This window comes from Ligilactobacillus equi DSM 15833 = JCM 10991, assembly GCF_001435735.1.
GTDB lineage: Bacteria > Bacillota > Bacilli > Lactobacillales > Lactobacillaceae > Ligilactobacillus > Ligilactobacillus equi.
The window spans coordinates 30,171-57,100 of record NZ_AZFH01000011.1 but is presented as its reverse complement, the minus strand read 5'-3'; the positions used below and the strand labels follow the sequence as shown (position 1 = coordinate 57,100).

Below are 26,930 nucleotides of genomic sequence, written 5' to 3'. Positions count from 1 at the left end.
TGACACGCAAGTGTCGTGAGTTACAAGCCCCCGAACTTGTTCGGGGGTAGTTGACTGCTGAGTTTGTTCAATTAGAATTACTGAAGTTGCTTAAGTGTGAGTTCATAACTAATAGTTCCTCGGTTAGCGAGGATAAAAAGGTGATCAAAGAGAAGTACTAACCAGGCGAAAGCTAAGGAAAAAGCTGAAATTTCAAAAACTGTTAGAGAGAGATAACCAATAAATTGAAATAAAATTTCTAAACCGATTAAGCCAACGCCACTAAGAATAGAAAGATGTAAAAAACGCGAACTTATGTTGGGTAGGAGCCACTTAATGAGTACAATCAAGATGATTATCATAATAACTAAGAAGTTGGCTACTTGTACGTGCCAAAAGTGGAGGTGGGGATTATTGGGAAAAAGCCCAATACCTGCTAAATTCAAGGCGATTAATGATAAAATTATGCGTAAATAAATGAGTTGTTGAGTTTTAGGCAAAAAGACGAAGATAAAATCAATTAGCGCTAAAAAAATTCCTGCTGCTAAGATTAAGGTTAGGTTAAATTGCCACCAAGAGTTTGATTGGTTAGTACCAAGGTAGCTAAGATTATATTGCCACCAATGCAAGTTTTGGTTGGTAGCCATAGCTAAGACAACTCCCCCAATAATTACGACAGTGAAGAGGCTGCGTAAAAAAGGAATTGTTAAACGGTAGCCAATCACCGCCATGAGATAATTAAGAGCTAAGTTAAGGCTCATGAAGATGACTAGGGTAGTAATTTTATCAAAAGATGCTCCGCTAAAGAGGAGCTTAATGATTTCAAAAAAGCCTACAATTGAAGTTGCTAAAATTGCGGTGAAACTAAGAATAATACTCGGGAAGTTACGCCAAAAAATAATCTTTTTTTGAGTTTTAAATGCTACGTTTTGGCAGAACTCATACGTAAAAGCAATTAAGCCACTAATGGTTCCGAGAATTAGTAGGTAACTCGCGATAGAATTAGGACCTGTAAGAGAAATTTGCGAATATGGCTGTTTCCAAAGTAATATCGTGAAGAGAACACTAGTGGTGAAGGTTAGCCAAAGGGTTAACGTTAAATCAACTTGTTGGTTTAATTCTTTCCTTTTTATAGTAATACTACCTTGGTTGACTGTAAGTTCTAAAATATCTTGACCAGTAAATCCCGCGGCTTTAAGCGCTGCTTGTAAATATTGAGTGTCGTTTTTCATAAACTATCTATTCTCCTTGGGTTAGTTGTACAGTAAAAAAGTCGACTGTATCTAAACAATCAACTTTTAAGTTGTTTTTCAATTATTTGCAGGTACATCCGCAGGTGCACTTGGTTGAGGTGAAGCACTACTTGGTTGTGAAGTTGACGTGCTAGTTTGAGAAGACTCACTAGCAGAAGATTCTGCTGAGGAACTAGGTTCAGTAGTAGAGCTACTTTCGCTAGAACTTTCTTCTGATGAGCTTGATTCACTCGATTGAGAGGACTTAGATGAAGCTGAAATCGAAGAAAGCACAGAAGAAACACTCTTGATTTTACTTGAAATAATGTCAGGATCTTCAGAGCCAGCAAGATAGTAGTAAGTATCCCCATCAATTCGTTTTGGATAGACATTGCTTGGTCGTGTCCAATCGGAATTGGTAACTCCGCGGGAAAGATAAGTCATCATATCACGGTAAAGGTAAAGTGGTATGCTACGAGCTACGGAATCAGACATAAAGTGCTTGTAAGGTTGATCGTAACCAGTCCAAACAGAAATGGAGTAATTCTTAGTATAACCATTAAACCACCCGTCCATGATGGAATTGCTTGGAACATAAACCTTGGAGTCTGAAGGGTAACCGTTAGTTCCAGTCTTCCCAGCTTGGTAAAGGCCAGAGATAGATGCTAAATTACCTGTTCCGTTACTTGAAGTGATAACTTTCTTTAACATGGCGGTAATCATGAAGGACGTGGAACGGTCCATAGCACGTACCCCTTCACTAGCGTATTCCTTAACGTCACCGTTTGCTGTAACAATCTTATTGATATAAGTTGGTTGGTAATAGGTCCCACCATTGGCGAAAGCGGCATAGGCAGCGGCGTTTTGTAAACTTGAAGCATCAAGACCAATAGCATTCGAGTAGTGTAGATTTTTTATATTAAAACCTAACTTAGACAGGAATTGAGTCGATTTATCAATTCCAACCTTTTCTAAGGTTTTGACGGCAGGAATATTACGTGACTCAATTAAAGCTTGTTGCATGGACATATCCCCTTTATAGGCATGGTCAAAGTCATTAACCGCCACACTTGTACCGGGATAATTGTAGGCCGTATCACTCAATTTGTGATATGTGGCCCAACTTAGGTATTGAATAGCAGGGCCATAATCTACTAATGGCTTAGCTGTTGAAGCTGTAGAACGGTTCGTTTGTACCGCTCGGTTTAGACCATAAGTTGTATCGGAATTATTTCGTCCCCCAATCATGGCTACGATTTTACCGTTGTTGGGGTTAACTACCGTGGCAGCAACTTGTAAATTATCGTCAGGATAACCAATTAATTCCGAATTAGCTAATTCATATAATTTTTCCTGGGCATCCATGTCAACGTTAGTGTAAATTTGTAAGTTACCAGAGTAAGGATCATATCCTTTATCGCTAGCATCTTTGATAACTTGTTTTAAATAAGCATCGGCCCAGATGGCACGCTTACTTCTATGGGTATCTTCTTGTTCAGCTTGAGGAATCAAGCCTTCTTTAACACTTTGCGCTTTAGCAGCTTGATATTCAGACTTGCTAATTTCTTCATTATTGTACATGGCTAACAAGACATCATTGCGACGGCTAGTAGCGTACTCGATGCTGGCATAAGGGTTGTAAGATGAAGGGGCGTTAGGAATTCCAGCAATTAGAGCTGTTTGGGCTAAATTAAGTTTTTTTAGGGATTTACCATAATAATACTTGGCAGCAGTTTCCATCCCGTAAATTCCGTTCCCCATATAAACCTTATTGACATAGAAATTTAAGATTTCGTCTTTACTGTATTGGCGATCAAGTTGTAGGGCTAACCAAGCTTCTTGGGCCTTACGTTTTAAGGTTTGGTCAGAACGCTTGGTTGAAAAGTAGGATAACTTAATTAATTGTTGATCAAGAGTAGACCCCCCTTGGAGACCTGCTGAGGCGTGGGTAATGTTAGCCAAGGTAGCAGCTACAATTCGGTAAGGGTCAACCCCATTATGCTTATAGAAACGTTTATCTTCAATCGAAGTTACCGCATCCTTAAGCTCTGAGGGCATTTGATTAGCAGAAATGGTTTGCCTTTTTTCAGCTCCTAAAGAAATAATTTTATTACCTTGGGAATCGTAAATTGTAGTTTCACTTGAACTATTTAATTTATCAACATTTAAGGTTGGTGCGGACTTAGCATAGACAAAAAATACCGTTCCTAAAATAACGAAACCTAGAACAAATAAAGCGAAAACGATAGCGATAATTTTTTTCCAAAGTTCGCCACCTTTACTTGGTTTGCGACGACTGCGACGCACGTTTTCCTGGGCTTGTCGTCGTGAAGTGCGCGAGTATTTTGGTTCTTGCTCACTCATAAATAATCTGCTAAACGAATTCAAAGGCAAATTACCCTTATTTCGCTAGCTTTCTCCTCCTTATTAAAGATGTCTCTTTGAAACTTCAATTAGTTGGTCAACATAATCGAGGTATGGGAGACGTGGTTTAATACGATAATCAATTTTCCAACCGACCTGGGCAATTTCGTTTTTGGGAATTGACTTTCGTCCGGTAGTCTGTTGATCCCAATAAGTAAAGAGCAGGTCAGCTGGCATTAGAAAAACCTCCTGACTTTTTGAAAAACGCACAATAGTAAAACAAATGCCACCTTGCTTTTGGCAAGCACGCATATGCTCGATTTGATGGGGATGAAAATTACTTAGAGGAAAGGAAGCTAAATTTCGTGTTTCCTTAGCTTCAAAATCTAAGTAGTATCCCCGGTAAACGCCATTATAGTCCGTTGTCGAAGGACGCTTGAAGTAAGCTTCTTTGATGACCGCAGCACTTCTTTTAGGATAGTCAACTTTGACAATCTGTAACGGAATTGGTTTCTTATGAATAACGGCTTTTTGTGTAGCACGGTAATACTGATTACTATCGTTAATTTCTTCTTCAAGGGTCATCCCACGATTACCGTAGTTTACTTTACTAGGCGATGCTTTAATTTTTTGTGTGGGCATGTTTTGTGGACGAAAAGTTTTTCCATTTGGGTAATGAATAACCATAAAAATCCCCCCTGATAACTCCATTATACCAAATGTTGGCAAATATAAAAGCGTCTTGTTTAATTTAAAAAAACGTCTAAAATATAAGGTAGGTATTAAAGTAAGAGAGGGGGGATAACCGTGAATATCTGGCTAAGTGGCTATCGAAGTTATGAATTAGGTGTTTTTAAAGATAATGATCCTAAAGTAACGGTGATTAAGCAGGCACTACGTAAAGAGTTAATCAACTTATTGGATCGGGGGTTAGAGTGGGTTTTGACAGGCTTACAGTTGGGAGTTGAACAATGGGGAATTGAAGTCTGTTTGGAACTCAAATCGGAATATCCCCAATTAAAAATTGGGGCTTTGGTAGCTTTTAGCAATTTTGGTCAGCAGTGGCAAGAAGTTAACCAAAGTAAGTTAGTTCAGCTTAAAAGTCAAGTCGATTTTTTTGGCGAGGTTAGTAAAAATCCTTACCGAAGTCCGCAACAGTTGCGTAACTATCAAAATTTCATGTTGTCCCATTGTCATGGAGCGCTCTTAGTTTATGATCCCGAATTTGAGGGCAAGAGTAAATATGATTATCAGGTTCTCAAAGAACGAGAAGATTTAAATTTAAGCTTAATCGATATGGATCAGTTACAAAATGAGGCTGAACTTTATCAAGAAAAAGTACAAAGAGAAAATGATTACTAAAAAATATTAAAAAAATACTAGTCAAAAACACTTAAATTTGCTATAATTTTATTGTTATGAGTTAAGTTCCTAAGTAGGAAATGAGGTGCATTCCGGTGGAAAATGTTAATCTTACACCTAAAGACATCATTAACAAAAATTTTAGAAATAAGGTTCGTGGTTACGATCCGGCTGATGTCGATGAATTTTTAGATATTATTATTCAAGACTATGAATACTATACTAAGGAATTTCAACGGCTCCAATCTGAAAATGAACGATTGGTGGCTAAGGTTGATGAATTAACCAAGCAATTAGAAGTTGGTGGGACTAATCAAATAAGTCGCTCTGCTTCTGCTTCGACAAACATGGATATCCTAAAACGTTTGTCCAACTTAGAGCGTCACGTTTTTGGTGGCACACAGCTTAACGACGAAAGTCAGAGTAATCGCTTTTAAAAGTAAATAATTTTGTAAATTTCGGGTAATCGCGGCATATTTTTATATGCTGAGGAAAGTCCAGGCTTGCACAGACTGCGATGTCTGTAGTGATCGTACTCACTGAAAAAATAAGGTGGGGCACCATTTTGGTGACGGCGGATAAAAGAGCTAAGGCTTAGCTAAGCTTGAGTAGTCCTGAAAAGTGCCACAGTGACGAAGCTGCTTTGGAAACAAAGCAGGTGGAACGCGGTAAACCCTGCGAGCAGGTAACCCAAACTTTGGTAGGGGCGCTTCAAGGCGGAAATGAACAAACCTTGGGGGCAAGTAGAAATACTTGGAGATAGATGATTACCACGTTGATTAGCCGACCTGGGCTAGTTGACGTACGGAACTTGGCTTATAGAGATTTACAAAGCAGGTAAAGGGTCGGGACTTGTCTCGACCTTTTTTAATGAACAAATGAAAATTTATGCTATTTTATTTATGGAAGGAAAATTTTATGACCAAAAAATTTAAATTAATTGCTACTGCTGCAGCTGGGATTGAAGCTATTGTTGGAAATGAATTACGCCACTTAGGTTATGAAAAGGTTCAAGTAGAAAATAGTCGGGTGCGCTTTGAAGGAGATGTAACTGACATCATAAAAACCAATCTTTGGTTACGGACTGCTGATCGCGTAAAGATTGTGTTGGCTGAATTCGAAGCACGAACTTTTGAAGAATTATTTCAAGGAACTAAAGCTGTAGCCTGGGATGAATTACTACCAATGGATGCAGCTTTCCCTGTTTCCGGTAAATCACAGAAATCAGCTCTACACAATGTTCCTTCTGTACAAGCTATTACTAAAAAAGCAATTGTTAACCAATTAAGTGAAGCATACCATCGCCGAACCCGTTTACCTGAAACGGGAGCACTTTATCCTATTGAAGTGGCGATCAATAAAGATAAGGTTATGTTAACCTTAGATACGACTGGATCTTCGCTTTTTAAACGGGGTTACCGGGTTGCCAAGGGGGGCGCGCCGATGAAAGAAAATATGGCTGCAGCTTTAATTTTGCTAGCCCATTGGTACCCTGAAAAGCCTTTTGTAGATCCTGTATGTGGTTCGGGAACCTTACCAATTGAAGCAGCTATGATTGGGTACAATATTGCCCCTGGTTTGATGCGTTCCTTTGCGTTTGAAAATTGGAGCTTTGTAACTCCTACTTTAGTTAAGCAAATTAAAAATGAGGCCAAGGCGCAAGCTAATTTTGACGTTGAATTAGATATTACAGGTTACGATATTGATGGCTCGATGATTGAAATTGCTAAGGAAAATGCTCGGGCGGCGAATTTAGAAGATAGTATCACATTTAAGCAGCAAGCAGTAAAAGACTTTAAGACGGATAAAATTAATGGAGTTGTAGTAGCCAACCCACCATATGGGGAAAGATTAAGTGATCAGGAATCTGTACGCCAACTTTATAAGCAGATGGGACAAGTTTTCTTACCGCATGAAAGCTGGAGTGAATATATTTTGACCTCTGATCTTGAGTTTGAAAAATATTACGGGAAAAAAGCTAGTAAGAAACGAAAATTATACAATGGCTCCTTACGAACAGACTATTTTCAATACTGGGGCAAGCGAATCCGTAATTAGCCTAGAAGGTGCTCTTTACACAAGAGAGTGCCTTTTTCTTTTGGGAAATTTAGAAAGTTTAGACTGAAAACTGATGAATGGTTGATAAAAATTTTCGCTTTAAAAATTAATTTTTATCTTAAATACAAAAAATGCTATACTAAAGCAGAAGAAAAATTTGAAGGTGAGAAATAATCATGGAATTAAAAATGCAGTTATGCCAAGAAATTTTGAGTGCTGAGAAAATAGTGATATTGCGACACGAACGTCCTGACTTTGATGCTTTAGGTGCTCAATTAGGTTTAGCGCAAATTATTCGTGAAAGGACACAAGCCAGAAATTTAAATTTAAAGGTGGGCGGTTTGCGTCCTGATGAGTTAGCAGACTTTGGTGAAATGGATACCTTGACCCCACAAGATTTTACGGATAGTTTGCTTATTGTGGTTGATACTGCCAATGTGGCGCGGATGGACCGTGGTAATCTAGCTGATAGTATGTCAGCCGACGAGATGTTTATCCAAGCTAATCGGATTATCAAACTTGACCACCATCCTAAGACGACGGATGCCGGGTATCCGGCTGAAACGGAAGAATTAATCGTGACTAGCGCTTCCAGTTCCTCGGAAATTATTGCAGATTTGTTCCAGGTACAAGGTGACCAAGTGAGTTCGGAAGTTATTACCTTACTTTACAAGGGAATTATGGGGGACACTGGACGTTTGGCTTATGCTTTTTCCCATACCACCATGGCTGTTTTAGCTCAAATGATGACAGGGTTTGAGGCTCAGATTTTGGTGAACATCAACCACCAATTATCAGTAGCTAGTTTAGAAGAAAGTCGGATGAAAGGGTATATTTACGAACATCTCCGAGTTGAAGGTGATACAGCTTGGATAATAATTAATCAAGCACAACTCAAAGCCAAGGGTTGGTCAGCGAGTGTGATTGCCAATTTTGTAAACCTTTTGGGGAGTGTTGAAGGTGTAGAAAAATGGGTTATGTGTGTTCAAAATGAGGATTTAGGTTGGCGATTACGTCTCCGTTCTCAAAGCACGGTGATTAACGTCTTAGCTCAAGAATATGCAGGTGGTGGGCATCCATATGCTTCAGGGGTTCGTTTTAAAGCAGGTGAAGAAGCGAAGCTAATGGAATTGATTACCAGGCTAAAGACGGTTAAATAGTTTTTGTTTTTATCGTGCGGGCTTTTGTCGCGATGGTTTATCATCACGGGAAAGCTCGCCTTTTTAGGTCAAAAATTTTTATTGATAATCTAATTGATGGAATTAATCGAGCTGACCAAGAGAAGTAGCTATCTGGGAAATATTAAATCATATGTTATTGTTGATTAAGTACAAATACTTTTAAGTTAAACGGAAGTATTTTTTACGTTGACAGTAGTTCTTTAGTTCAACTAAACTTAAAGTGAAGGGGGGATGATTACCCATGTTGGAAGTGAAAAACTTAAATAAATATTTTGGTAAACAACAAGTTTTAAAAGAGGTAACTTTTCAAGTTGCAAGCGGGAGTATCATGGGTTTGATTGGTAAAAATGGTTCTGGAAAGACTACGACGTTCCACTGTGCCTTAAACTTTTTGGATTACCAAGGTCAGATTCGTTTAAATGGAGAAAAAATTAGTAAAGAAAGCTATGAAAAAATTGGCTATTTACCTGAAGAACGGAGCTTGATGCCTAAATTAACTGTTTTTGATCAGGTTCGTTATTTAGCTAACCTTAAAGGAATTTCTACATCTCAGGTTCAAAAGCAACTCCCACTTTGGATGGAACGTCTTCAAGTAGTGGGTAAAATTGATGATAAAATCAAGAGCCTTTCTAAGGGGAATCAGCAAAAGATTCAACTAATTGCAACCTTATTGCATCAACCGGATTTTATTATTTTAGATGAACCATTTAGTGGTTTAGATCCGGTCAATACGGAAATTCTAAAACAAGTAATTTTATCGGAACAAGCACGTGGGGCAACGATTATTTTTTCTGATCACTCTATGAATAATGTCGAAGAACTTTGTGATGATGTAGTTATGATTAATCAGGGACAGGTGGTATTAGATGGACCGATTCAGTCAGTTAGAGAGAGCTTTGGACTTAGTCGTCTTTTTGTACGTGCCAGTCTAACTGCTGCAGAGTTAGCCAAATTACCCGGAGTGGCAGAGGTAAATTTAGAAAAAAGTGGGGCTTATCGTTTAGAATTAAGTGACCCGAGCCAGGGGCAAAACATTTTTCAAATTTTGGCTGCACAAGGTCCCATCCGTACCTTTGATCAGCAACCTCCGACACTTGATGAAATTTTTAAGTTGAAAGCTGGGGTGGAAATGTGAAAAAATTAATGATTGTGGCCCGAGAAACTTATGTACGTCAAGTTAAATCTTGGGCCTTTGTTTTGCTATTATTGAGTCCCTTTATCTTTTTTGGAATTTCCTTAGGAATTGGCTATTTTATCGGTCATCAAGAGGCTACAAATCAAAGAATTGCGGTGATTACTAATGATAGAGAGTTGAGGCAAAGTTTAAAGAAAGATAAACAATTAACTCTGGCTTATACAAAAGTTGCTAAGGCAGATCAAGCCCTTACTGCACAAAAAATTGCTGGCTACGTGGTAATCGATAATCAAGCGGATCAACGCTTAGTGGCAACTTATCAGGGTGTAAAGACACTAGATACAGAACTTAAGCAAAAGTTAACTACGGTGTTAAATCAAAGGCAGTTAGCGCTTAATTATGCTCGAGTTGGTTTAACTGTAGAAGAACAAAAACAGTTACAGCAAGTCCCTGTTTTTAATGAAAAAATAGACTCTGAGTATAATAATAAAGAAACAGTTAAATTATTATCAGTAATGATTTTAATTATTTTAATGTACTTTATCTTGCTAAATTATAGTGCAACCACTGCCCAAGAGATTGCGGCTGAAAAAGGGACCAAAATTATGGAAGTTATTTTTTCCAGTATTCCAGCCAAAACTTATTTTTATGGCAAAATTTTGGGACTTTTCGGGGTGATTTTTACTCAGGTTTCAATTTATTTACTGGGTGGCGGAATTTTGTATAGTTTTTTGCCAAAGCTTGGCGAAAAGTTTAACTGGTTAAAGACTAATCAAAGTCTAATTACTGATGTTATTCAAAATTTATTATCAGTTAGTCTCCTCTATGTAGTTTTAGGAGTGGTACTGTATACAATATTATCTGCTTTTTGTGGTGCCTTGGTTGTACGTGTTGAAGATTCGAATAAGGCTGTGCAACCATTGATGTATCTGATTATGGGAGGCTTTTTTGGAGTGATGGCGCTGGCTGCTTATCCAGAAAATATTATCGTACGAGTATTGTCCTATGTTCCTTTCTTATCTTCTTTTTTTATGCCATTACGTTTGATTGATGGCAGTGTAGGTGGAGGGCAGGTACTAATATCATTGAGTTTATTACTTATGACAATCTTCTTACTTGCTAATTACATTGCGAAAATTTATTTTGGTTTAATTTTACAAAATGACGACATTAGCTTGTGGCGAAGTTTCAAGAAGGCTTTAACCATCAAGTAAGGGAAGATGAGGCTGGGAAATAACTAGTTTTTTAGAAATACAAGAATAACAATATTAAAAACCTTAAGAAGTCAATGTTTTTAGAACGGAATTTTTAGGGTTTTTGTTTTAATACTTATCAAGTAAAAGTTACTTTAACTTAAATTAAAATAAAAAAAGCAATTAGGTGAAAAAGTCTAGGACGATATTTTGCAAAACTCCATGTAATACTTTAAAGACTGACAAAAGTTCTATGGATAAATTTTTTTAACTAAATTTACAAAAAATCATTATCTCGAGGGATACAATAAAGCTATATGAGATTCTATTGAAGGGCACATAAATCTCTATTTATCAGAAAAATTCAGTTCACGCCCTATAGCGTGGAGCGTCGAAGGAGTCAATACATTAGCTGAGGTCCGGATGTTGTATACAACAAAATAGATATTTTCGAAATCCGTAAGCAAAAGCTAAAGAAACACACGAAGAATGATAAGTACTACGAAAACCCTCAAACTAGGGTTTTAACGTCAAATTCTAGATTGAACAGGGCAATAGTTAACGTTGGGAAAAAATACAAAAACTTACAAATGCCGTCATATCACCAATAAAAGTGAATTACCCACAAAAAGTTTTGACTATCTACCTTAAAGATTGACTTGCACATTCAAAAAATAAATGAGATAATGAAGGCCGAATAATATGTGATTTATCTAAAATATAACAACGGGGGAAGCATATGATGAATGTGAAAAGCATACCGAAAAACATGAATCAACTCCTTCCAATTAATGATGAGGTTCAAGAACAATGGCAATCAATTGTAGAATTATTAGCAAGTTTGCTAGATGTGAAAGTTGCGCTAATTAACCGCCTATATAATGGTGAACTTGAAAATATGATTGTAAATGAAGCCGGTCTTGAGTATTACAATGTTAGTGGTCTTGGTGTGTTGAAAGATTGCCAAATCTATTGTGAACGAGTTATTTCAGAGGATGACTTTTTTGAAATTACGAATGCAGATAAAGATGACATTTGGAAACACTCTATCGGGGCTAAGAAGGGACTCATTACTTATCTTGGATGCCCGATTCATAATCCTGATGGGGAATTATATGGGACACTTTGTCTTCTAGATGATCGTGAAAAAGTCTTTAAGCCAGAAGTTAGAGAAATGATGCTAAAAATGGCTAAAATAATTGAGGACCACTTAATTTTAATTCAGTCAAGTAATACAGATTATATTACAGGTTTCTATAACCGTAAGACTTTGTCATCTTTGGTAGATGGTCCTAGTGGGGTAGGAACTTACACTACAGCGATGTTAATTGACATCGATATGTTTGAAATATATAATAATCATTTTGGTCGGCTCGGTGGTGATCGCATGCTAAAGCAAGTTACCGACATTATTCGAGATAGTATCGACAATAAAGCTGAGCCATTTCGTTATAGTGGTGACGAGTTTTTCATTTTATTCGAAGGAATTAGTTATGACCAGACGAAAAAGCTAGCCGAACTTATTCGGATGAGAATCGCAGAAGAAACACGAGTAACAGTTAGCATTGGAGTTGCAGAGGTTGATGCGAAGCAAACAGTCCATGAGTTATTTATTAAAACTGATAAAACTTTGTTTAATGCGAAAAATAATGCAGGCAACATTGTGATGGATAGTTAACTGAAATTAGGAATATTTTAAGAAAGTAAGAACCGCTAGAAATTTCGCTGTAAAAACGTTTATTTCTAGCGGTTCTTAGTGTACCATTTTAACTATCGGCAAAATTAAGGTTTTTCCATCTAAACCTAATTATTTTGTTTTTTCTTTATTTTTGAAGTTTTAGCGACAACTACTTCTATCGATGAATCATATAAATCATCAACAATATGTAGTGAAGAAGAAACATTGGTTGCCATAACACGTGCAATTTCTTTTGAAGTCGAAGCTATATTTTCATCCGCTATACTTTTAGTACAGTTATCTTTAATTAACACTAGATTTCCTCCTCGTAAACTGAGTTGACATTTTTCATTTTCAAAAACAATTTTAGCAATAATTTAAAAAATCTTAAGCAAAAAACAAGAAAGGTTAGTAATTTTAATATGATATAGCGTATAATAATGGACGGGGAAACCTTAGCCATATCGGAAGTTGCTCATCTGTCACATGTTAATGCCTTACTAAAATAAAAGTTTAGGTACACATTGTAAATTCGCTTATATATAGGGATATCTAACGGGGCTTTCGCCTAATAAAATGACAAAGGAAATGGGGTGATGGGACATGGTTAAAACAGATTTACGTGTTCTCAAAACGCAAATGGCACTTGAAAATGCTTTTTTAGAATTACTTTCTGAAAAAACATTAGAAAAAATTTCACTTAAGGAATTAGTTGATCATGCGGTTGTGGGTAAAGGAACCTTCTATTTACACTATAAAGATTTAAACACTTTTAGCGAAAAAATTGTGACTAAATCTTTGCAAGAGTATCGTGACAGTCTTCGCCTCAAGTTGACTAGTTACCAAAAAGGAAAAAGTCTTCTAGAACTTGTCCTACCTTTAGAACAAAAATATCAAATTTTATTGGCAATTCCTGGATACAAAAGTAAATTTACACTAACTTTACGACAAATTTTATTGGAGCATTTCGTAGAAGCTGATTTCCTTTTGGGGATTGATTTATTTGTAGAAAATATAGCAGGAATTTTAGCTTTACTTAGAAGTGGTAACCTTCCAAGTGATTTAGAACAAATTCAAGAAAGCCTAACTAACTATGACCATTTTCTACACAAATATTTATTTTAATGAAAATTAAAAAGTCTCACCAAATAAATTTCGTAATTTGGTGGGACTTTTTAAATGTTAACGTAAGTAGGTTAACATTTCACTTTGGGCCTTTATCGCATCATCAAAACCAACATGGTAGAGTTCACTTATTCTTTCGGGATTTCTTTCTAAGCGTCCCACTTTGACTTCTTCTTGAGGAGCAATGCAATAAACCTCTCCTAACTCTTCAAGACCATCTAAGATATTTAGAGAACGATTATAAACTTGAGGTCGTGTAATAGCTGCTTTCGCAAAGTCAGGGTATTCCTTGAATTCGTGCAGGTAAAGCTCCTTCATAACACGAGAAGTGGGCTTTTTGCGGTAAGAACGTTCTTGGGTGCGTACGACGACAATTTTATTGAAGCCTAGTTTTTGAGCTAAGTCATAGGGAATTGAATCAGAGAAGCCACCATCCATGCAGAGACCTTGAGAAGTTTGGTAGGGCTTGGCAATGAATGGTAAGGTAGCTGACGCACAGAGAGCATCTTCTAGTTCTTGACCTATAGGCTTTTCGAAATAAACCATTTTGCCATCATTAAGTCGAGTGGCAACAGGAATAAAATTAGTTTCTGAACGTAAATACGCCCGTTCATCGAAATTATGCCATTCAAAACCATGATCTGCAAAAAGAAACTCTAAATTAAAGAAATTTTCTTTTCTTAAGAGACGACTAAAAGAAATATAGTCCTTATCCTTGCTATAACGACGGTTGATTTCAAAGGTTCGACGGAATTGCTTGGAAACAAAATTAACGCCAGCCAAAGCTCCGGCTGAAACTCCGATAACACACTTAAATTGAATATCATTAGCAATGAACGCATCTAAAACACCGGCAGTGTAATTGCCACGCATGCCACCGCCTTCAAGTACTAGTGCAGCATTATAATACATAAAAATTCTCCTCTCTGCTGTATATTATACTCCGGCTTTTCTACTTAAGTAACAATAAGTTTAATTTTATGAATGATAAAAAAATGGAGGCCGGAGAAAATAGCTTGTATGTAAAGACAAATAGGACTAAAATATAAAAGGAAGAAAGTTTTGGTATTATTTTGAGGGGAGGCGGATTATGGCATTATCGATGTCTTATATGGTATCAAATATTTTTTGTTATTTGATAATTTTAATTTTAGTTGCTAATTATCGTTTTAATAATCGGCAAAGCTATGTTGATGACTTTACAGTGATGGCTATTTGGGTAGGCAATATTTACCTAGTAAGTAGTGTCGCCCGCCTATGTACACGTGGTCTATGGCCCTTGGGTAATATTGTAGAGTGGTCTTATTTTACAAATTCGCTGACCTTTATTGTGGGAATTTTAGCTTCTTATTATTGGAATCGTTATTTTACAACAGTCATGGGAAATACGAGTTTTGATAGTCTGTGGATTTTTATGAGCATGATGTCAATTGAGGCTTTTCTCTTATTTTTAAACTATCAAACACAATGGTTTTTTAGAATTGATAGTAATGGTTTTTTAATTAATGAAAACTTCTTTCTATTGCTAGTTATTGCACCGGCAGCTTACCTTTTTTATGGGATGTTCTTTATCATAAAGAACATCTACATATATCGGACCTACTTGTATCGAACAAATTTTAGAGGCTACCTTTATTATCCCATTCCTGTTTTGCTAGGGTTATTATTATCGATTTTTGATAATATTTATGCAGTCCTCGCACCTAGTGTAACAATTGGGGTGGTAGCAATTTCAATTGATGCTTTTAATAAGCTAATTTCAGAGGATACTTTGACAAAATTAAATAATCGTGCACACTTTGAACGCGAAATTGAAGATTTTTTTACTGATAGTACATTTTATGAATCTTATCTTTATATTGTTGATATTGATGACTTTAAAAATATTAATGATACCTATGGACATATTTCTGGGGATGCGGCTTTGATGACAGTAGCGAATGCCTTAAAATTATCAGTACCGCAAGAGGTTGAAAAATTAACCATTGCCCGCTATGCAGGGGATGAATTTGTGGTTGCGGCGGTTTTTAAAAATCAAAATGATGCTAAAGTTTTTAAGAACAAGATTAATCACAATATCGATCAATTAAGTCAAAAAGAAGATTTCCCTTTTGATTTAAATTTATCAATTGGCTTAGCTCATCGTGAGAAAGGTATGAAATACCGTACTCTGTTTGAAACTGCTGATACTGACTTATATCGGGTTAAGATTGCTAAAAAAGTAGGCCGACAAAAGCCTCGTGAATACGTACCAGGGTTCTAAAAAAGCATTTCCACCCGGAAATGCTTTTTGTATTATACAAACCACAATTTGAAATCATCAAGACGTTGCTTATCCATCCAAAGAGAGAAAGTATGTATACCTGATTTCTTAAGATCAAAGTTCTTGAGAGTCACGGTCATGTTAAGGTTTCCCTTCTTGGAAGCGTCACTTCTTAGCATGTCAACAGGTAATTCTTCCGTGTAAACAACTTCATTATCAATCCGTACTTCTAAAACATGACTAGTATTGGTATCCAAACCGGCTAAAGAAACCAAAGCATCCATAGTGTATTTTGTAGGGAAAGGGAGGCCTTCGATTGTAGCTGTAGCGTTAAAGTTGTAGTTATTAATTTCATCTGTTTGTTTTTCAACATCAGGTGCAACCCAAATATTTCCAAATAATTCCATCAAATAAAAATCCTTTCAAAATAAAAATCATTGGGAGTTTAAAAGAAATAGTTTTCTTTATTCATATTTTCCCCTAATAAATATCCTCTCTTATTATAACCATCTTGACGGGTAAATATAAATAGCTTTTCTAAAAAAAATATAAATATTTGATTGCATCCGATATTTTTTAAACGTTTAATGAGATTAAAATTAAGATAGGAAAAGAGGCTTTAGGATGAAGTTTGCAAGTCATGTGCATTATAGTTTTAATTTAGGTCGCGAAATACATTACAATGTTTATGGTCATACGGGCAAACCAGTTTTGGTTTTTCCGACCTCTGATGGAATGGCAAATGAATTTGCTGACAATAACATGATTGCGGCTTGTCGATTTTATTGATCGTGGTAAACTTCAATTTTATACAGTTAATTCTAATAACTATGAAGCTTTTCTTTAAAGCTCACCAAATTCCTGTGGTTGACGGTTATCGAGTCCAAACTGATGCAGAAATTCAAGCGGCCTTCGTCAAATTAGGTTTTCCTTTAATTGCCAAACCAGATAATGGAGTAGGAGCTAGTGATACTCACAAGATTGTTGATAAAGAGAGTTTAGATAACTTCATTGCTAATCGTCATCACGGTACTGCTTACTTTATGGAAAGTTTCATTTATGGTAACATTGTCACTTTTGATGGTTTAACCGATCAAGATGGAAAAGTCGTCTTCTATTCTTCGATGTCTTACAGCGAACCGGCTTTAGAAACGCTAGAAGGACACCATGAAATGTACTTCTACGAAGATCGTAAAGTGGCGCCTGACGTGAGAAAGTATGGTTTAAAGGCTGTGAAGGCGTTTGAAATTAAGGAAAGATTTTTCCATATTGAGTTTTTCCGCTTAGCGGATGGGACCCTATATGATTTGGAAGTTAACTGTCGGCCGGCAGGAGGTTCGTCCATTGATTTAATGAACTACGGTCATGAAATTAATTTGTTTGAAGCTTATGCGCAGATAGTAACACAAAATCATTTTACCCAAGAAATTAAAAATAATTACTACAGTACTTATTTCTCACGTTTCAATGGGCATGAGTATGCGCATAGTTTGGAAGATCCAGACTAAATATGGTCAGTATCTTAAAGAAATTCAGCACATCCCAGATGCTTTTTCCGATGTTATGGGAAATATCGGCTTAATTTTTAATACTGAAGCCCAAGAAACCATTGCCGAAATTAGCCGTTATGTGGATGAATTAAAATAGGAAAATGGCTGCGCTAGTATTGTCGCAGTTTTTTCTTACAAAAATTATTTAAAAGGTGTTGTCAGTTTGAAAGAAAATGTTATTAAGCAAGTGCCAGTTCAGGAAAGAATATATGGCCTTGATATAATAAGAATTTTGTCGAGGTATTTTGTTAAATGGAGGTATTTTGGAGGCCCAGGCGTTCACACAGTTAAATACTCAGCTAGTCGCCTGTTTGTATTTCTTAGGTGTTGTAGCGGTCAATCTATTTGCCTTGCTTTCGGGGTATTTAGGCATTAATAGTTGTTTTAAGCGCCGACGTATTATAGAACTATGGTTGCAAGTGCTCTTTTACTCTTGGTTATGTTTGTGGGGGATGATTATAAGTCAGCGTGATTTAGGCTTAATGGAAATAGTTAAGGCACTTTTTCCGACCGTCTTTCAGCAACACTGGTATTTTAATGCTTATTTAGGAGTTTGTTTTTTAGCACCCTTATTAAAACCAGGACTCAAACAATTATCCCAAAAGCTAGCTTTTTGAAAATTATTTTGGCTGGCCTCTTTTTATTTAGTGTCTTAGGTTCTATTCCAGGTAGTGATCGCTATGGGTTAGCGGGAGGCTACTCTATTTTATGGCTTTTGATGATGTATCTTGTAGGGGCATATCTTAAATTACATGGTTATCCCCACCTAAAAAACGTGGTATATCTAGGCATTTACTTTTTGGCTAGTCTAGCTAATTTATTGATTAGTGATAGTTTAAGTTGGGTGAAGGTCCGTTTCTTACACGGGGATGATAAATTGTTTTTAGGAGTGGTAATTGCTTATACTAATCCTTTATTGGTTTTAGAAGCAGTGTGCCTCTTTATTTGGCTACTTCGCTTTCCAATTAAAAGTTTATGGTTACAAAAAAGTTTATTAAGTCTTAGTCCTTTGTCCTTTGGCGCCTATCTTTTACAAACCAACCCTTTCGTCTACACCATCATCACGGGAGCTTATACACGGTTAAGTATTATGAAGCCATGGTGGCTGGTTTTAGCGGTTTTAGGATTGGCAATTTTGTGGCTATTAGCCGGTTGTTTACTAGATTATGTGCGGAACCTAATATTTAGGAAATTAAAGACGCAAGGGATGTTTAATCACAAAGTCATTAAAAGCATCCTGACAGAGCCAAGCCGCACTTGAAAAGACCCCTAAATTTCCAAAAATATCTGGATAATCTGACCCCATAAAAGCGGTAATCAAGCCCCTAAAAAAAAACCAGCTAAAAGGGTATTTTGACAATTAGAGCGAGTGCGATAGGTTTGGTCAATAAAGGGTTAAACCGTATTAACAACCCAATCACTGTAGGCAAAGCCATGGCCACCGAGATTTTTAAAATGGTGGTCATTGATAGGCCAAGGTGTGTATTCATCGAGACGGTTGGCTTCGGCATTGTCAATCCCGACTACAATGACTTGTGGTAAGTTGGGAGGCTGTTTGATGAGTGGAATAATTTTCCAAGAATACCCCGCAAAAGCTTCCTTACTATAGAAAACATTTTGTCCGTCGTGCATATATAGTACGGGATAGTTTTTGTCGGGATGTTCGTAGTAATTAGCTGGCAACAAGACCCGAACTCGACGTTTACTTTGATAATAAGGTACCTCGAGCCAATGTTGTTCTAAATATAAGTAGTTATCAGCCATGAATTTTCACCTCACGAAAGTGGTATTTCTTGTAGAATAACTAATTTCACATTCTAAAGCAAGCATGCTACAATGAAGTGAACATGAATGAGAGGAGTCAAAATGGTAAAGACAAAAGAAAATCGGTATATCCCAAAGAATAAACAAAATGGTCAAGTCAAAGGCCATAAGAAAATTTGGGTCGAAAACGTTAAATATTTGACCAAGGCAGAATATCAAGAATTAATCGCAGCAATGCGACAATATTCACGACCACATTTGGTCAAAAGAAATGTTTTGCTTACAGCGATTGCTTTAAATAATGGTTTACGTGCCTCTGACGTCGTAACATTACGGGTTGGGCATGTCTTGAATAAAACGCGGGTCAAAATTATTGAACAAAAAACTGGCAAAACTAAACAACTTTTCTGGAATAATTGCCAGACTGAAATTCAAGATTACTTACAAAGCTATGACTATCAAGATGAAAATGATTTTCTCTTTCCAGGCAATCAAAACGGGCATTATTCAGTCCATGGTTTTTATCAAATGGTGGTGCGAATTGCGCGGAAAACAGGTAATGAACAGTTGGCGGCTAAAATTGGTACCCACTCATTTCGCAAAACTTTTGGACGACAACTATATCAAAATGGGACGGATGTTGAGATTATTTCTCAATTATTTAACCATTCTTCCCAAAGAGTTACCCGTCACTATTTGGGGATCGAACAAGAAGATTTGGATAAAGTCGTGGAAAACTTTAATTTCAATCTCTAAAAAAGGTAACTGTACCTAATAACAGTTACCTTTTTTGATCTATTCATTTTCTTTACCTAGGGAATTACGGATGGCTTGGGCAAATTCTTTATTGCCGGAGAAAACCATATGATCACCTAGCATGATGCGGGTATTTCCATGAGGGGCAATCGCCTTATGGTTACGAAAAATTCGACTAATGGTGATTTTATCAACCAATGGTAAGTTTCGGATTTCCAAGCCATCAAAATTAGCATTTTGAATTGTAACTTCGTAAAGTCGAGCATCGCTACTGGTTAACATTTCCAACATAGATGGTGATTCAACCATAGCCCGCATAGAGGAAACTCCTAAATCAAAAGTTGTAAAGAATTCAACACCTGCTTCTTGAAGATGGCTTTCATGATCTTGGTCAATTTCAGGATTAACGTTATCAAAACGCATAATTACTCGTTTAATCCCATATTCTTTAGCACGAAGAGCCAAGTTATAGTTGACCTCAGGATTAGCTGAGTAACCAAGAACCAAGATGTCTGTATCCAAGACATCGTTTTTAATTAAGTAGTCCGCGTCTACGGAGTCAATAGCATGTACATTGGCTTCAGAATTAAAGGTTTTAAAACTTTTTTGCACGTCGGTATAAAGGTTAACTTCATAAAGTGAGTCATCTAGTTGCTGAGCAGTTGAAACCGTCAGTAAGTTAACTCCGATAAAGTGAACCTGAGTTTTCTTTGGATTTTCCTTAGATACTCGGAAAATTCGCCCAAAGAGTACAGGTCCAACCAAATAAGTTAAAATAGCGGCTACGGTAAAGGCACCAGCTTGTTGTTCGGTTACAACTTCTAAGCCTTTAGCGATAGTCAAGGCTGCTAAAATTAAGGCTAAAGTGGTTGAAGATAAAAAACTTGCTGCCAAGGAATTACCACTCGAAAAGCGCAACTTTAAACCTAGAAAGGCTGGTAATTTAGCCAAAACAAAAGCTAAAAGAATTAACGGAATCAAGATGACAGTTTTTTTGGAGGCTAACAAACCTGGCAAATTCAAGCCCACCCCTGTCATAATGAAGAAAAATGGAACGAAGAAACCATATCCAATGGCATCAAGTCGTCGTTCGGTATCTTCAGCAGGCTGTAGCAGTTTGAAAACAATTCCGGCGATGAAGGCACCGAGAATATTTTGGGCACCAACATGTTCAGCAACCCACACAAGTGCCAGTAAAATAAAAAAAGCTAATCGTACGTCGACTTGTGTGGTGGCCTTATTGATACGTTCAAAAAAATCGAAGAAAGTTCGGAAGTTTCGAAACATAAAGGCTGCGGTGATTACTAAAATAGCAATTAACCATAAACTCCCCCCTTTTCCCGCAATCAGTGAAGAATAAACCGTCAGGGCAATCATTGGTACAACTTGTCCTAAAATTGCGACTAGCAGAACGGTTTGGCCGAAAGGGCGGTTTAAGACTTCATTTTCTTTTAAAACCGAAACAACGATTGCCAAGGAAATTGTCATAAACATAATCGTGGCTAAAGCGATATTGTCAAAAAGTCTAAGATAGTAGAAGCTTAGTGAAACAAGGAAAGCTCCTAAAATCACAAGGCCATAGGTTATGAGGGCTACAAAAAGAGGTGTTATCACTTTCTCCTCATTGGCTTTTTGCTTAGCTTCAAGGGGGGAGAGATTCGTACTGTTTTTAGCGAATAAACTGAAGTCAATTTCCATCCCACTTAAAAACATGACCACCAGTAAACCAAAGGTTGAGAAGTTGCTTAATAAGTCGCTAGTATGGACAATATTAAGGGCACTTTGACCTAAGAGAATCCCAATGACAACTTCACCAACGGAAGCAGGGATGGCACTGATTTTAAAACGAGTTAAAATCATGGGGACTGCGAAAGCCGCGAGCGCAACAATCACAAAGGATAAAGAAACCATAATCATATTCCCTTCTATAAATAATATATAATTGTCCTTTATTATAACGCTAAGAGAAGGTAGATTTCATGAGAATATTTTAATGAAAAGCAAGATGGTAGAACTTATGAAAAGTAAAGGTTGTGCTATACTTATAGGTAAAGAAAGGGTGATTACAATTCAAGGAAGACGAACCCATCAGGCTGAGCCCACTACTCTTAAAGAGAAATTTCAACAGTCTGGTTTTAAAATTTTAAAATTCGTTCTCATTATTGGGCGCAATCTTGCATTGCTAGCAAGTCTCATGTTGGCTGTGTGGATTCTAATTTTTTCATACAAGAATTTTGGAGACTGGCAAGTCGTAATTTTTGGCCTAGTGATTGTGGCTTTAGCAGAAGCTGGAATTTTTGCGATTAAATATTTTAAAGAATAAAAACAAGTAGGTGAAAAAGTGAAACTTATATCTTGGAACATTGATTCCATTAACGCAGCTTTAACGAGTGACTCTGCGCGAGCGCAAATGAGTCGCCAAGTGTTAAAAACTATTCAAACTGAAGACCCTGACATCTTAGCCATTCAAGAAACTAAATTATCGGCCAAAGGTCCTACGAAAAAACATCTGACAATCTTAAGGGAATACTTTCCTGATTATGAAGTTGTGTGGCGTTCTTCAATTGAACCGGCACGTAAAGGGTATGCGGGTACGATGTATCTTTACCGTAAAAAATTAATGCCCGTAGTTACTTATCCGGAAATTGGGGCTCCCGATACTATGGATCAAGAGGGTCGAATTATTACCTTAGAATTTGAGAATTACTATGTAACCCAAGTTTATACTCCAAATGCTGGTAGTGAGCTAAAACGTCTAGCTTCAAGACAAGTTTGGGATGAAAAGTACCGCCAATACTTAGTTGATTTAGCAAGTCGTAAGCCAGTTTTAGCGAGTGGAGACTTCAACGTCGCGCACCAAGAAATTGATTTAGCTCACCCTGCTAGTAATCATCATTCTGCCGGTTTCACTGATGAAGAACGGTCGGGCTTTACCAATCTATTAGCGGCTGGTTTTAGCGATAGTTTCCGAGCTTTGCATCCTGATACTAAGAATGTTTACTCTTGGTGGGCTCAAAGAGCTAAAACTAGTAAAATTAATAATTCTGGTTGGCGGATTGATTATTGGCTAGTTAGTGACAACATTTTAGATAAAGTTACTGCTTCGGTTATGCTCGATTCTGGTGACCGTCAAGATCATACACCTATTAAACTTGAAATTAATCTGTAGTCACTAGCAAAAAAGGCTAGAAATTTTAAGAGTTATCAATAATAAAAACCTTAAGAAATAGGCGTCTTTGAAAACGGAATTTCTTAAGGTTTTTAAGTTATGAGGCTTTTGAGTTTAGGATAATAATTGAGCTAAAACAGCCTTCTTTTGCTGAGAGATTAAGTTAACTCGATTTTCAATCACATTGATATCCATGGTGATTTCCCTTCCCAAACCTGGTTGATTTTGCTTAGGTAAGAAGAACTCCTTGAATTCTTGGAGTCGAGTTTTAGTCGCTAAAATATTAGCAGTGACGGTCAGATAAGAAGTGAAAGACATGTCTCCTCCAACGGTAGCCTCTAGCCAAGTCCAATCATCACGAATCCAGTTCCAAGCGAGGTTTTGACCCTGACCATTAGCGAGAAGGCCAGAGTACCAAGCTCGTAAATCTTGTGGCTTAATTAAGCTAGCATCTTTAAAAGCGCCAACAAGCTTCTTCAAGAATTTTTGATCATCGCTACCACATAGAGCGGCGCGTAAGTCAACCTTTAGGGAAGGATCGCTAGTAGTTTGATAGGTCTCAAAGAAGTTATCTAAAAGTTTTTTCGTCCCAAAGTTTTGTACCTCATTACTCAAAATCAAGCCCCGAATGTCGGATGGTAAGGCTAAAAGATTATCCCGGCTGATAAAGATTTGGTGTAATTGATCAATGATTTCTTCATTGTGACCGTAAAGTGCAGCCTTGAGTACGATAGGGCGACTAAGTAAATCGTCGTTACTTTCACTAATTTGTTTGGTTAAACCAAGACGTTGAGCGTTTTTAGCTGATAAGCGTTTGTAGAAGGATTTGAGGGCAGTCTCTTCAGTACTTTGTGGTGTGACAAATTGTTTCAAATCATGGGCTACTTCATAAACCTTGGCTGTGACCATAGCTGAGTGGCTATCTGCTAAAATTTCGAGTAAGTCAATTATATCCGCGTAAGAAGCTACCATTCCTTTAGCTAAGAGTTGGTAGTCTTGAAGAATTTGTCTCTGGCTAATGGCATCTAAGTCAGCCAAATGAGACTTGAGATCTTTCCACAGGGTAGTGTCGTATTGTACGATAAAATGACTGTTAGCTCCTAAATTGAAGCGTAATGGTTGCCCTACGGCTTGCCGTAAGGTTTGGTAATCACCTAAATCAAGTTGGGCTTGATCCATTAGTTTTGGAGTTGCAAAATTAGCATGGAGTGGTAAAGGCCAAATATTTTTACTTTCTGGATGTTGCCCCACAAAAAATTGACTTTGTGCTAAGATAAGGCGCCCGTTCTGAACGCTCGCTTTTAAGACCGGGTAACCAGGCTCTTGTAGCCACGCGTGCATAATTTTTTTGATCTCCATGTTGGAAGCATCTTCTAGAGCTTGCCAGAGGTCGTCGCCAACCGAATTAGCATATTGATGTTGGGCAAAGTAATTTTTCAAGCCCGTCCGTAAAGCATCATCTCCGATTAAATCGCGTACCATTACTAAGAGGCGAGAACCTTTGGCATAAACAATCGCGCTATCAAAGATAGAATCAATTTCAGCTGGGTCCTCAACTTCAACATGGACAGCTTGGACTCCGGCAGTTGCATCTCGGTTAAGAGCAACAGAAACTTCGGATTGTTGGAACATTTCCCAGATATGCCAGTCTGGTTGGAGAGCATCTAAGGCCACGTATTCCATCATGTTGGCAAAGCTTTCGTTAAGCCATAAATCATCCCACCAATTCATGGTGACTAAATCCCCAAACCATTGATGTGCTAATTCGTGGGCAATCACAGATGCTACTACTTGTTTGGTTGAAAGCGGGGTGTTATCAGGGTCAAGAGTTAAGTAAGCTTCACGGTAAGTGACCAAGCCCCAATTTTCCATGGCTCCAGCTGAGAAGTCAGGTAAAGCCAATTGCCAACTATGAGGAAGCGGGTATGGAGTTTGGTAGTAGTCTTCAAAGAACTCGATAGAACGGGTGGCAATATCCAAGGCAAACTCTAATTCTTTAGCCTGGTGAGCCTTGGTAGCGAAGACACCGATTTTTACACCACTTTTAGTTTCAGCATATTTTGCCTGTAATTCTCCAAAAGCAAAGGCTACGAGATAGGTAGACATCTTAACTGTTGGTAAGAAGTAGTGCACTCCATCTTGACAGGCTTTTTCAGGCATATTAGCCAAAACTGTTTCACCAGGCATCTCATCAAATTTCAAGGCCAACTCAAAAGTAGCTTTAGCCGCTGGTTCATCTATACAAGGAAAGGCTTGACGAGCAAAGGTAGTTTCAAATTGAGTTCCGATAATTTGCCTATTTTTACCGTTAAGCTGGTAATAAGAAGGATAGATTCCCATCATTGTATCAGTTAATTGAGTTTGGTAGGTAATTTCAAGCTCAATTTCACCAGTCTGTGGTATCTGAAAGCTAAAAGTTTCATTTTCATCGTCAACCTTAAATTTCAAAGCTTGTCCTTGATAATTCACAGTTTTAATGGTGAGAAATTTTTGGTGTAAGTAAATCTTATCATTTTTAGCTATCCCTTTGATGGTGGTTTTACCTTGGATTAGTTTTGCTGAGCGATTAATATCAAGGTAGAGCTGGTAGTTAATTGGTGTAAAGTTTTCTAAAAGACGTTTTGGCACAGTCAAGGTTAGACCTTCTTTCATTTTTTCTAAGCAAATTATAACATTATTGTGCGTTTTGTGCAGTTAAATTAATACTGTTGTAAGGACGACTGTAAAATGAGTTGAATGGTAAATCTAAAAAGGCTAGCTCATCAATGGTCATGTGTTTTTGAAGAGCTAAGGAGAAGAGATAATCGAAGTAGGTAACATTTTGGTTGCCAGCTAATTGTGCTCCTAAAAGGCGACGAGTGGCTTGGTCATAAACTAAGCGCATCTTTACTTTAAAGTTACTTTTCATAAAATCTAATTCTTGTAAGCCGTCATAGTCACTAACTTGCGCTTGAAATCCAGCTGCTTTAGCAGTTTCCAAAGTTAAACCACACGCAGCTAGGTTAGTGTCATAAAGTTGTAAGGAATTTGCCCCCTGAGAACCTGGAGAGACGGGACTACCCCCAGCTAAACCATGACCAGCTAAAATACCTTCTCGTATAGCATGAGAAGCGAGAGCAATGTACACGGGTTTATCTAAGACGTTATGGTGGCTAGTTGCACAATCCCCAGCTGCAAAGACATCCTTGTGACTACTTTCTTGATGCTCGTTAACCAAAATAGCACCATTGGCTAGCATATCTAGTTTTCCCCGCACTAAATTAGTGTTTGGTCTAAAACCGATAGCATTAACTACTAAATCCACGGTATACTTTTTGCCATCTTGGGTAACAACTTCCTTAACCCAGCCGTTTTGACCGTTAAAGGCGGTAATTTCAGTTTGATAGTGGCGTTCAATTCCTGCTTGCTTCATTTTATTGTCGATAATTTGAGCAAATTCGGGATCGAAGTAATTACTTAAACAAGTAGCATTTTTGTCAAATAAGAGAACTTTTTTACCCCGTTTTTGTAAGGCTTCGGCTAGTTCAACACCAATATAACCCGCTCCGATTACAGCCACTGTCTTTTTACTTTCGTCCGCTAATTTTTCATCTAAATTTTGCACTTCATGGGCAAATTTAATATAAGATATACCTCGCAATTCTAAACCAGAAACTTGTGGTGCAATTGGTAACGATCCGGTTGCAAGGAGTAATTTATCATAATTTAAGTGACTATTTTCCCCAGTAGCTAAGTCCTTAGTTGTGACAATTTTTTGCTCTAAATTTAAGTCAATGACTTGTGTACGCAAGTGAATATCAACGCCTAATTTTTTGAAATCATCAGCGCTTGTATAGAAAAGACTATTAAAGTCACTAAGATATTTTTGTAGCCATAAAACCGTCCCACATCCGAGATAACTGATATTATCATTTTGGTCAATTATGGTAATTTCATGGCCAGGATAACGACTTAGTAGCGTGTTGGCAGCAGCAATTCCTGTATGATTGGCACCAACAATCAAGATTTTTGACATATTTAATTCCCCCATAATTTTATAAGATATACATGTTGATTCTAACACATATAGGACGTAGACACATGTCAAAATTATACAGCAAATTATCAAAATTGATATAAAA

Annotated in this window: 26 protein-coding genes and 1 other RNA gene; 17 read left to right on the top strand and 10 right to left on the bottom strand. The window is 37.3% G+C overall.

All coding sequences use genetic code 11. From position 1 onward, the window contains the following. Positions 1-77: 77 nt before the first annotated feature. From FC36_RS02155 to recU, 3 genes are all read right to left on the bottom strand, one after another. Positions 78-1,211: a DUF998 domain-containing protein gene (locus FC36_RS02155; RefSeq protein ID WP_025020515.1), complete on the bottom strand. Its 1,134-nt coding sequence runs from the start codon at positions 1,209-1,211 to the stop codon at positions 78-80. Between the two features lie 78 nt (positions 1,212-1,289). Continuing rightward, on the bottom strand, positions 1,290-3,575 hold the full coding sequence (locus FC36_RS02150; RefSeq protein ID WP_025020514.1) for a transglycosylase domain-containing protein: 2,286 nt from the start codon (positions 3,573-3,575) through the stop codon (positions 1,290-1,292). 63 nt (positions 3,576-3,638) lie between these two features. Continuing rightward, positions 3,639-4,262 carry a Holliday junction resolvase RecU gene (gene recU, locus FC36_RS02145; RefSeq protein ID WP_025020513.1) on the bottom strand — a complete coding sequence of 208 codons (624 nt, stop codon included), beginning with the start codon at positions 4,260-4,262 and terminating at the stop codon, positions 3,639-3,641. A gap of 120 nt (positions 4,263-4,382) precedes the next feature. On the opposite strand from recU, the gene FC36_RS02140 reads away from it, so the two are divergent. The 8 genes from FC36_RS02140 (at position 4,383) to FC36_RS02110 (ending at position 12,182) form a co-directional block, all read left to right on the top strand. Next, on the top strand, positions 4,383-4,937 hold the full coding sequence (locus FC36_RS02140) for an SLOG family protein (protein WP_025020512.1): 555 nt from the start codon (positions 4,383-4,385) through the stop codon (positions 4,935-4,937). A gap of 95 nt (positions 4,938-5,032) precedes the next feature. After that, positions 5,033-5,374 (top strand): cell division regulator GpsB, encoded by a 342-nt coding sequence (gene gpsB, locus FC36_RS02135; protein WP_025020511.1) that lies wholly within the window; start codon positions 5,033-5,035, stop codon positions 5,372-5,374. 17 nt (positions 5,375-5,391) lie between these two features. Further along, positions 5,392-5,761, top strand: an RNA gene (rnpB, locus tag FC36_RS11520) — RNase P RNA component class B. Between the two features lie 94 nt (positions 5,762-5,855). Next, positions 5,856-6,995: a THUMP domain-containing class I SAM-dependent RNA methyltransferase gene (locus tag FC36_RS02130; protein WP_025020510.1), complete on the top strand. Its 1,140-nt coding sequence runs from the start codon at positions 5,856-5,858 to the stop codon at positions 6,993-6,995. Between the two features lie 176 nt (positions 6,996-7,171). Further along, on the top strand, positions 7,172-8,155 hold the full coding sequence (locus FC36_RS02125; RefSeq protein ID WP_025020509.1) for a DHH family phosphoesterase: 984 nt from the start codon (positions 7,172-7,174) through the stop codon (positions 8,153-8,155). Positions 8,156-8,417: 262 nt separating this feature from the next. After that, positions 8,418-9,311: an ABC transporter ATP-binding protein gene (locus tag FC36_RS02120; RefSeq protein WP_025020508.1), complete on the top strand. Its 894-nt coding sequence runs from the start codon at positions 8,418-8,420 to the stop codon at positions 9,309-9,311. Further along, positions 9,308-10,525 carry an ABC transporter permease gene (locus FC36_RS02115; RefSeq protein WP_025020507.1) on the top strand — a complete coding sequence of 406 codons (1,218 nt, stop codon included), beginning with the start codon at positions 9,308-9,310 and terminating at the stop codon, positions 10,523-10,525. Before FC36_RS02120 ends, FC36_RS02115 begins: the two co-directional genes overlap by 4 nt. 748 nt (positions 10,526-11,273) lie before the next feature. Next, positions 11,274-12,182, top strand: coding sequence for a sensor domain-containing diguanylate cyclase (locus FC36_RS02110; protein WP_162149486.1), 909 nt, complete (start codon positions 11,274-11,276; stop codon positions 12,180-12,182). Between the two features lie 125 nt (positions 12,183-12,307). Here FC36_RS02110 and FC36_RS02105 read toward each other — a convergent pair whose 3' ends face one another. Continuing rightward, positions 12,308-12,496, bottom strand: a complete 189-nt coding sequence (locus tag FC36_RS02105; protein WP_056986682.1) for a hypothetical protein — start codon at positions 12,494-12,496, stop codon at positions 12,308-12,310. 289 nt (positions 12,497-12,785) lie between these two features. Between FC36_RS02105 and FC36_RS02100 the strand changes: the two genes are divergently transcribed. After that, entirely contained in the window at positions 12,786-13,307 is a 522-nt protein-coding gene (locus FC36_RS02100; protein WP_025020504.1) for a TetR/AcrR family transcriptional regulator, read from the top strand. Positions 13,308-13,364: 57 nt separating this feature from the next. Here the strand turns inward: FC36_RS02100 and FC36_RS02095 are convergent, their stop codons facing one another. Further along, positions 13,365-14,219: a patatin-like phospholipase family protein gene (locus tag FC36_RS02095; RefSeq protein ID WP_025020503.1), complete on the bottom strand. Its 855-nt coding sequence runs from the start codon at positions 14,217-14,219 to the stop codon at positions 13,365-13,367. A gap of 178 nt (positions 14,220-14,397) precedes the next feature. On the opposite strand from FC36_RS02095, the gene FC36_RS02090 reads away from it, so the two are divergent. Continuing rightward, entirely contained in the window at positions 14,398-15,570 is a 1,173-nt protein-coding gene (locus FC36_RS02090) for a GGDEF domain-containing protein (protein WP_025020502.1), read from the top strand. A gap of 32 nt (positions 15,571-15,602) precedes the next feature. On the opposite strand, the gene FC36_RS02085 is transcribed toward FC36_RS02090, so the two are convergent. Beyond that, positions 15,603-15,977: a hypothetical protein gene (locus tag FC36_RS02085; RefSeq protein ID WP_023858839.1), complete on the bottom strand. Its 375-nt coding sequence runs from the start codon at positions 15,975-15,977 to the stop codon at positions 15,603-15,605. Positions 15,978-16,194: 217 nt separating this feature from the next. Between FC36_RS02085 and FC36_RS11820 the strand changes: the two genes are divergently transcribed. The 4 genes from FC36_RS11820 to FC36_RS11810 all read left to right on the top strand — a co-directional run bounded on the left by FC36_RS11820 (position 16,195) and on the right by FC36_RS11810 (position 18,381). Beyond that, positions 16,195-16,359 carry a hypothetical protein gene (locus tag FC36_RS11820; protein WP_155889560.1) on the top strand — a complete coding sequence of 55 codons (165 nt, stop codon included), beginning with the start codon at positions 16,195-16,197 and terminating at the stop codon, positions 16,357-16,359. A gap of 41 nt (positions 16,360-16,400) precedes the next feature. Then, complete coding sequence (locus FC36_RS02080; RefSeq protein ID WP_056986681.1) at positions 16,401-17,078, top strand: ATP-grasp domain-containing protein; 678 nt, start codon at positions 16,401-16,403, stop codon at positions 17,076-17,078. Continuing rightward, positions 17,050-17,217: a hypothetical protein gene (locus tag FC36_RS11815; protein WP_155889559.1), complete on the top strand. Its 168-nt coding sequence runs from the start codon at positions 17,050-17,052 to the stop codon at positions 17,215-17,217. Before FC36_RS02080 ends, FC36_RS11815 begins: the two co-directional genes overlap by 29 nt. Before the next feature lie 516 nt (positions 17,218-17,733). Beyond that, positions 17,734-18,381 (top strand): hypothetical protein, encoded by a 648-nt coding sequence (locus tag FC36_RS11810; RefSeq protein WP_025020500.1) that lies wholly within the window; start codon positions 17,734-17,736, stop codon positions 18,379-18,381. 134 nt (positions 18,382-18,515) lie between these two features. Here FC36_RS11810 and FC36_RS11515 read toward each other — a convergent pair whose 3' ends face one another. Then, positions 18,516-18,884: an alpha/beta hydrolase-fold protein gene (locus FC36_RS11515; RefSeq protein ID WP_051527940.1), complete on the bottom strand. Its 369-nt coding sequence runs from the start codon at positions 18,882-18,884 to the stop codon at positions 18,516-18,518. 102 nt (positions 18,885-18,986) lie between these two features. Here FC36_RS11515 and FC36_RS02060 point away from each other — a divergent pair, with 102 nt between their 5' ends. Then, complete coding sequence (locus FC36_RS02060) at positions 18,987-19,640, top strand: site-specific integrase (RefSeq protein WP_023860303.1); 654 nt, start codon at positions 18,987-18,989, stop codon at positions 19,638-19,640. Between the two features lie 39 nt (positions 19,641-19,679). On the opposite strand, the gene FC36_RS02055 is transcribed toward FC36_RS02060, so the two are convergent. Beyond that, a complete protein-coding gene (locus FC36_RS02055) occupies positions 19,680-21,551 on the bottom strand; it encodes a monovalent cation:proton antiporter family protein (protein WP_056986680.1) in 1,872 nt (623 codons plus the stop codon). A gap of 82 nt (positions 21,552-21,633) precedes the next feature. Between FC36_RS02055 and FC36_RS02050 the strand changes: the two genes are divergently transcribed. Both FC36_RS02050 and FC36_RS02045 read left to right on the top strand, forming a co-directional pair. Further along, positions 21,634-21,963: a hypothetical protein gene (locus tag FC36_RS02050; protein ID WP_025020499.1), complete on the top strand. Its 330-nt coding sequence runs from the start codon at positions 21,634-21,636 to the stop codon at positions 21,961-21,963. 18 nt (positions 21,964-21,981) lie between these two features. Continuing rightward, positions 21,982-22,809: an exodeoxyribonuclease III gene (locus FC36_RS02045; RefSeq protein WP_025020498.1), complete on the top strand. Its 828-nt coding sequence runs from the start codon at positions 21,982-21,984 to the stop codon at positions 22,807-22,809. Between the two features lie 114 nt (positions 22,810-22,923). Here the strand turns inward: FC36_RS02045 and FC36_RS02040 are convergent, their stop codons facing one another. Both FC36_RS02040 and FC36_RS02035 read right to left on the bottom strand, forming a co-directional pair. Next, positions 22,924-25,443: a M1 family metallopeptidase gene (locus tag FC36_RS02040; protein WP_338086173.1), complete on the bottom strand. Its 2,520-nt coding sequence runs from the start codon at positions 25,441-25,443 to the stop codon at positions 22,924-22,926. Between the two features lie 40 nt (positions 25,444-25,483). Next, the gene (locus FC36_RS02035) at positions 25,484-26,824 is read right to left on the bottom strand and encodes an FAD-dependent oxidoreductase (protein WP_025020497.1); all 1,341 of its coding nucleotides are present in this window, start codon (positions 26,822-26,824) and stop codon (positions 25,484-25,486) included. Between the last annotated feature and the right edge of the window lie 106 nt (positions 26,825-26,930).

Coding starts and splice junctions, on each gene's coding strand:
- FC36_RS02155 (WP_025020515.1), bottom strand. CDS start 1,211: ATGAAAAACGACACTCAATATTTACAAGCAGCGCTTAAAGCCGCGGGA.
- FC36_RS02150 (WP_025020514.1), bottom strand. CDS start 3,575: ATGAGTGAGCAAGAACCAAAATACTCGCGCACTTCACGACGACAAGCC.
- recU (WP_025020513.1), bottom strand. CDS start 4,262: ATGGTTATTCATTACCCAAATGGAAAAACTTTTCGTCCACAAAACATG.
- FC36_RS02130 (WP_025020510.1), top strand. CDS start 5,856: ATGACCAAAAAATTTAAATTAATTGCTACTGCTGCAGCTGGGATTGAA.
- FC36_RS02125 (WP_025020509.1), top strand. CDS start 7,172: ATGGAATTAAAAATGCAGTTATGCCAAGAAATTTTGAGTGCTGAGAAA.
- FC36_RS02120 (WP_025020508.1), top strand. CDS start 8,418: ATGTTGGAAGTGAAAAACTTAAATAAATATTTTGGTAAACAACAAGTT.
- FC36_RS02110 (WP_162149486.1), top strand. CDS start 11,274: ATGAATCAACTCCTTCCAATTAATGATGAGGTTCAAGAACAATGGCAA.
- FC36_RS02100 (WP_025020504.1), top strand. CDS start 12,786: ATGGTTAAAACAGATTTACGTGTTCTCAAAACGCAAATGGCACTTGAA.
- FC36_RS02095 (WP_025020503.1), bottom strand. CDS start 14,219: ATGTATTATAATGCTGCACTAGTACTTGAAGGCGGTGGCATGCGTGGC.
- FC36_RS02090 (WP_025020502.1), top strand. CDS start 14,398: ATGGCATTATCGATGTCTTATATGGTATCAAATATTTTTTGTTATTTG.
- FC36_RS02085 (WP_023858839.1), bottom strand. CDS start 15,977: ATGGAATTATTTGGAAATATTTGGGTTGCACCTGATGTTGAAAAACAA.
- FC36_RS11820 (WP_155889560.1), top strand. CDS start 16,195: ATGAAGTTTGCAAGTCATGTGCATTATAGTTTTAATTTAGGTCGCGAA.
- FC36_RS02080 (WP_056986681.1), top strand. CDS start 16,401: ATGAAGCTTTTCTTTAAAGCTCACCAAATTCCTGTGGTTGACGGTTAT.
- FC36_RS11815 (WP_155889559.1), top strand. CDS start 17,050: ATGCGCATAGTTTGGAAGATCCAGACTAAATATGGTCAGTATCTTAAA.
- FC36_RS11515 (WP_051527940.1), bottom strand. CDS start 18,884: ATGGCTGATAACTACTTATATTTAGAACAACATTGGCTCGAGGTACCT.
- FC36_RS02060 (WP_023860303.1), top strand. CDS start 18,987: ATGGTAAAGACAAAAGAAAATCGGTATATCCCAAAGAATAAACAAAAT.
- FC36_RS02055 (WP_056986680.1), bottom strand. CDS start 21,551: ATGGTTTCTTTATCCTTTGTGATTGTTGCGCTCGCGGCTTTCGCAGTC.
- FC36_RS02050 (WP_025020499.1), top strand. CDS start 21,634: ATGAAAAGCAAGATGGTAGAACTTATGAAAAGTAAAGGTTGTGCTATA.
- FC36_RS02035 (WP_025020497.1), bottom strand. CDS start 26,824: ATGTCAAAAATCTTGATTGTTGGTGCCAATCATACAGGAATTGCTGCT.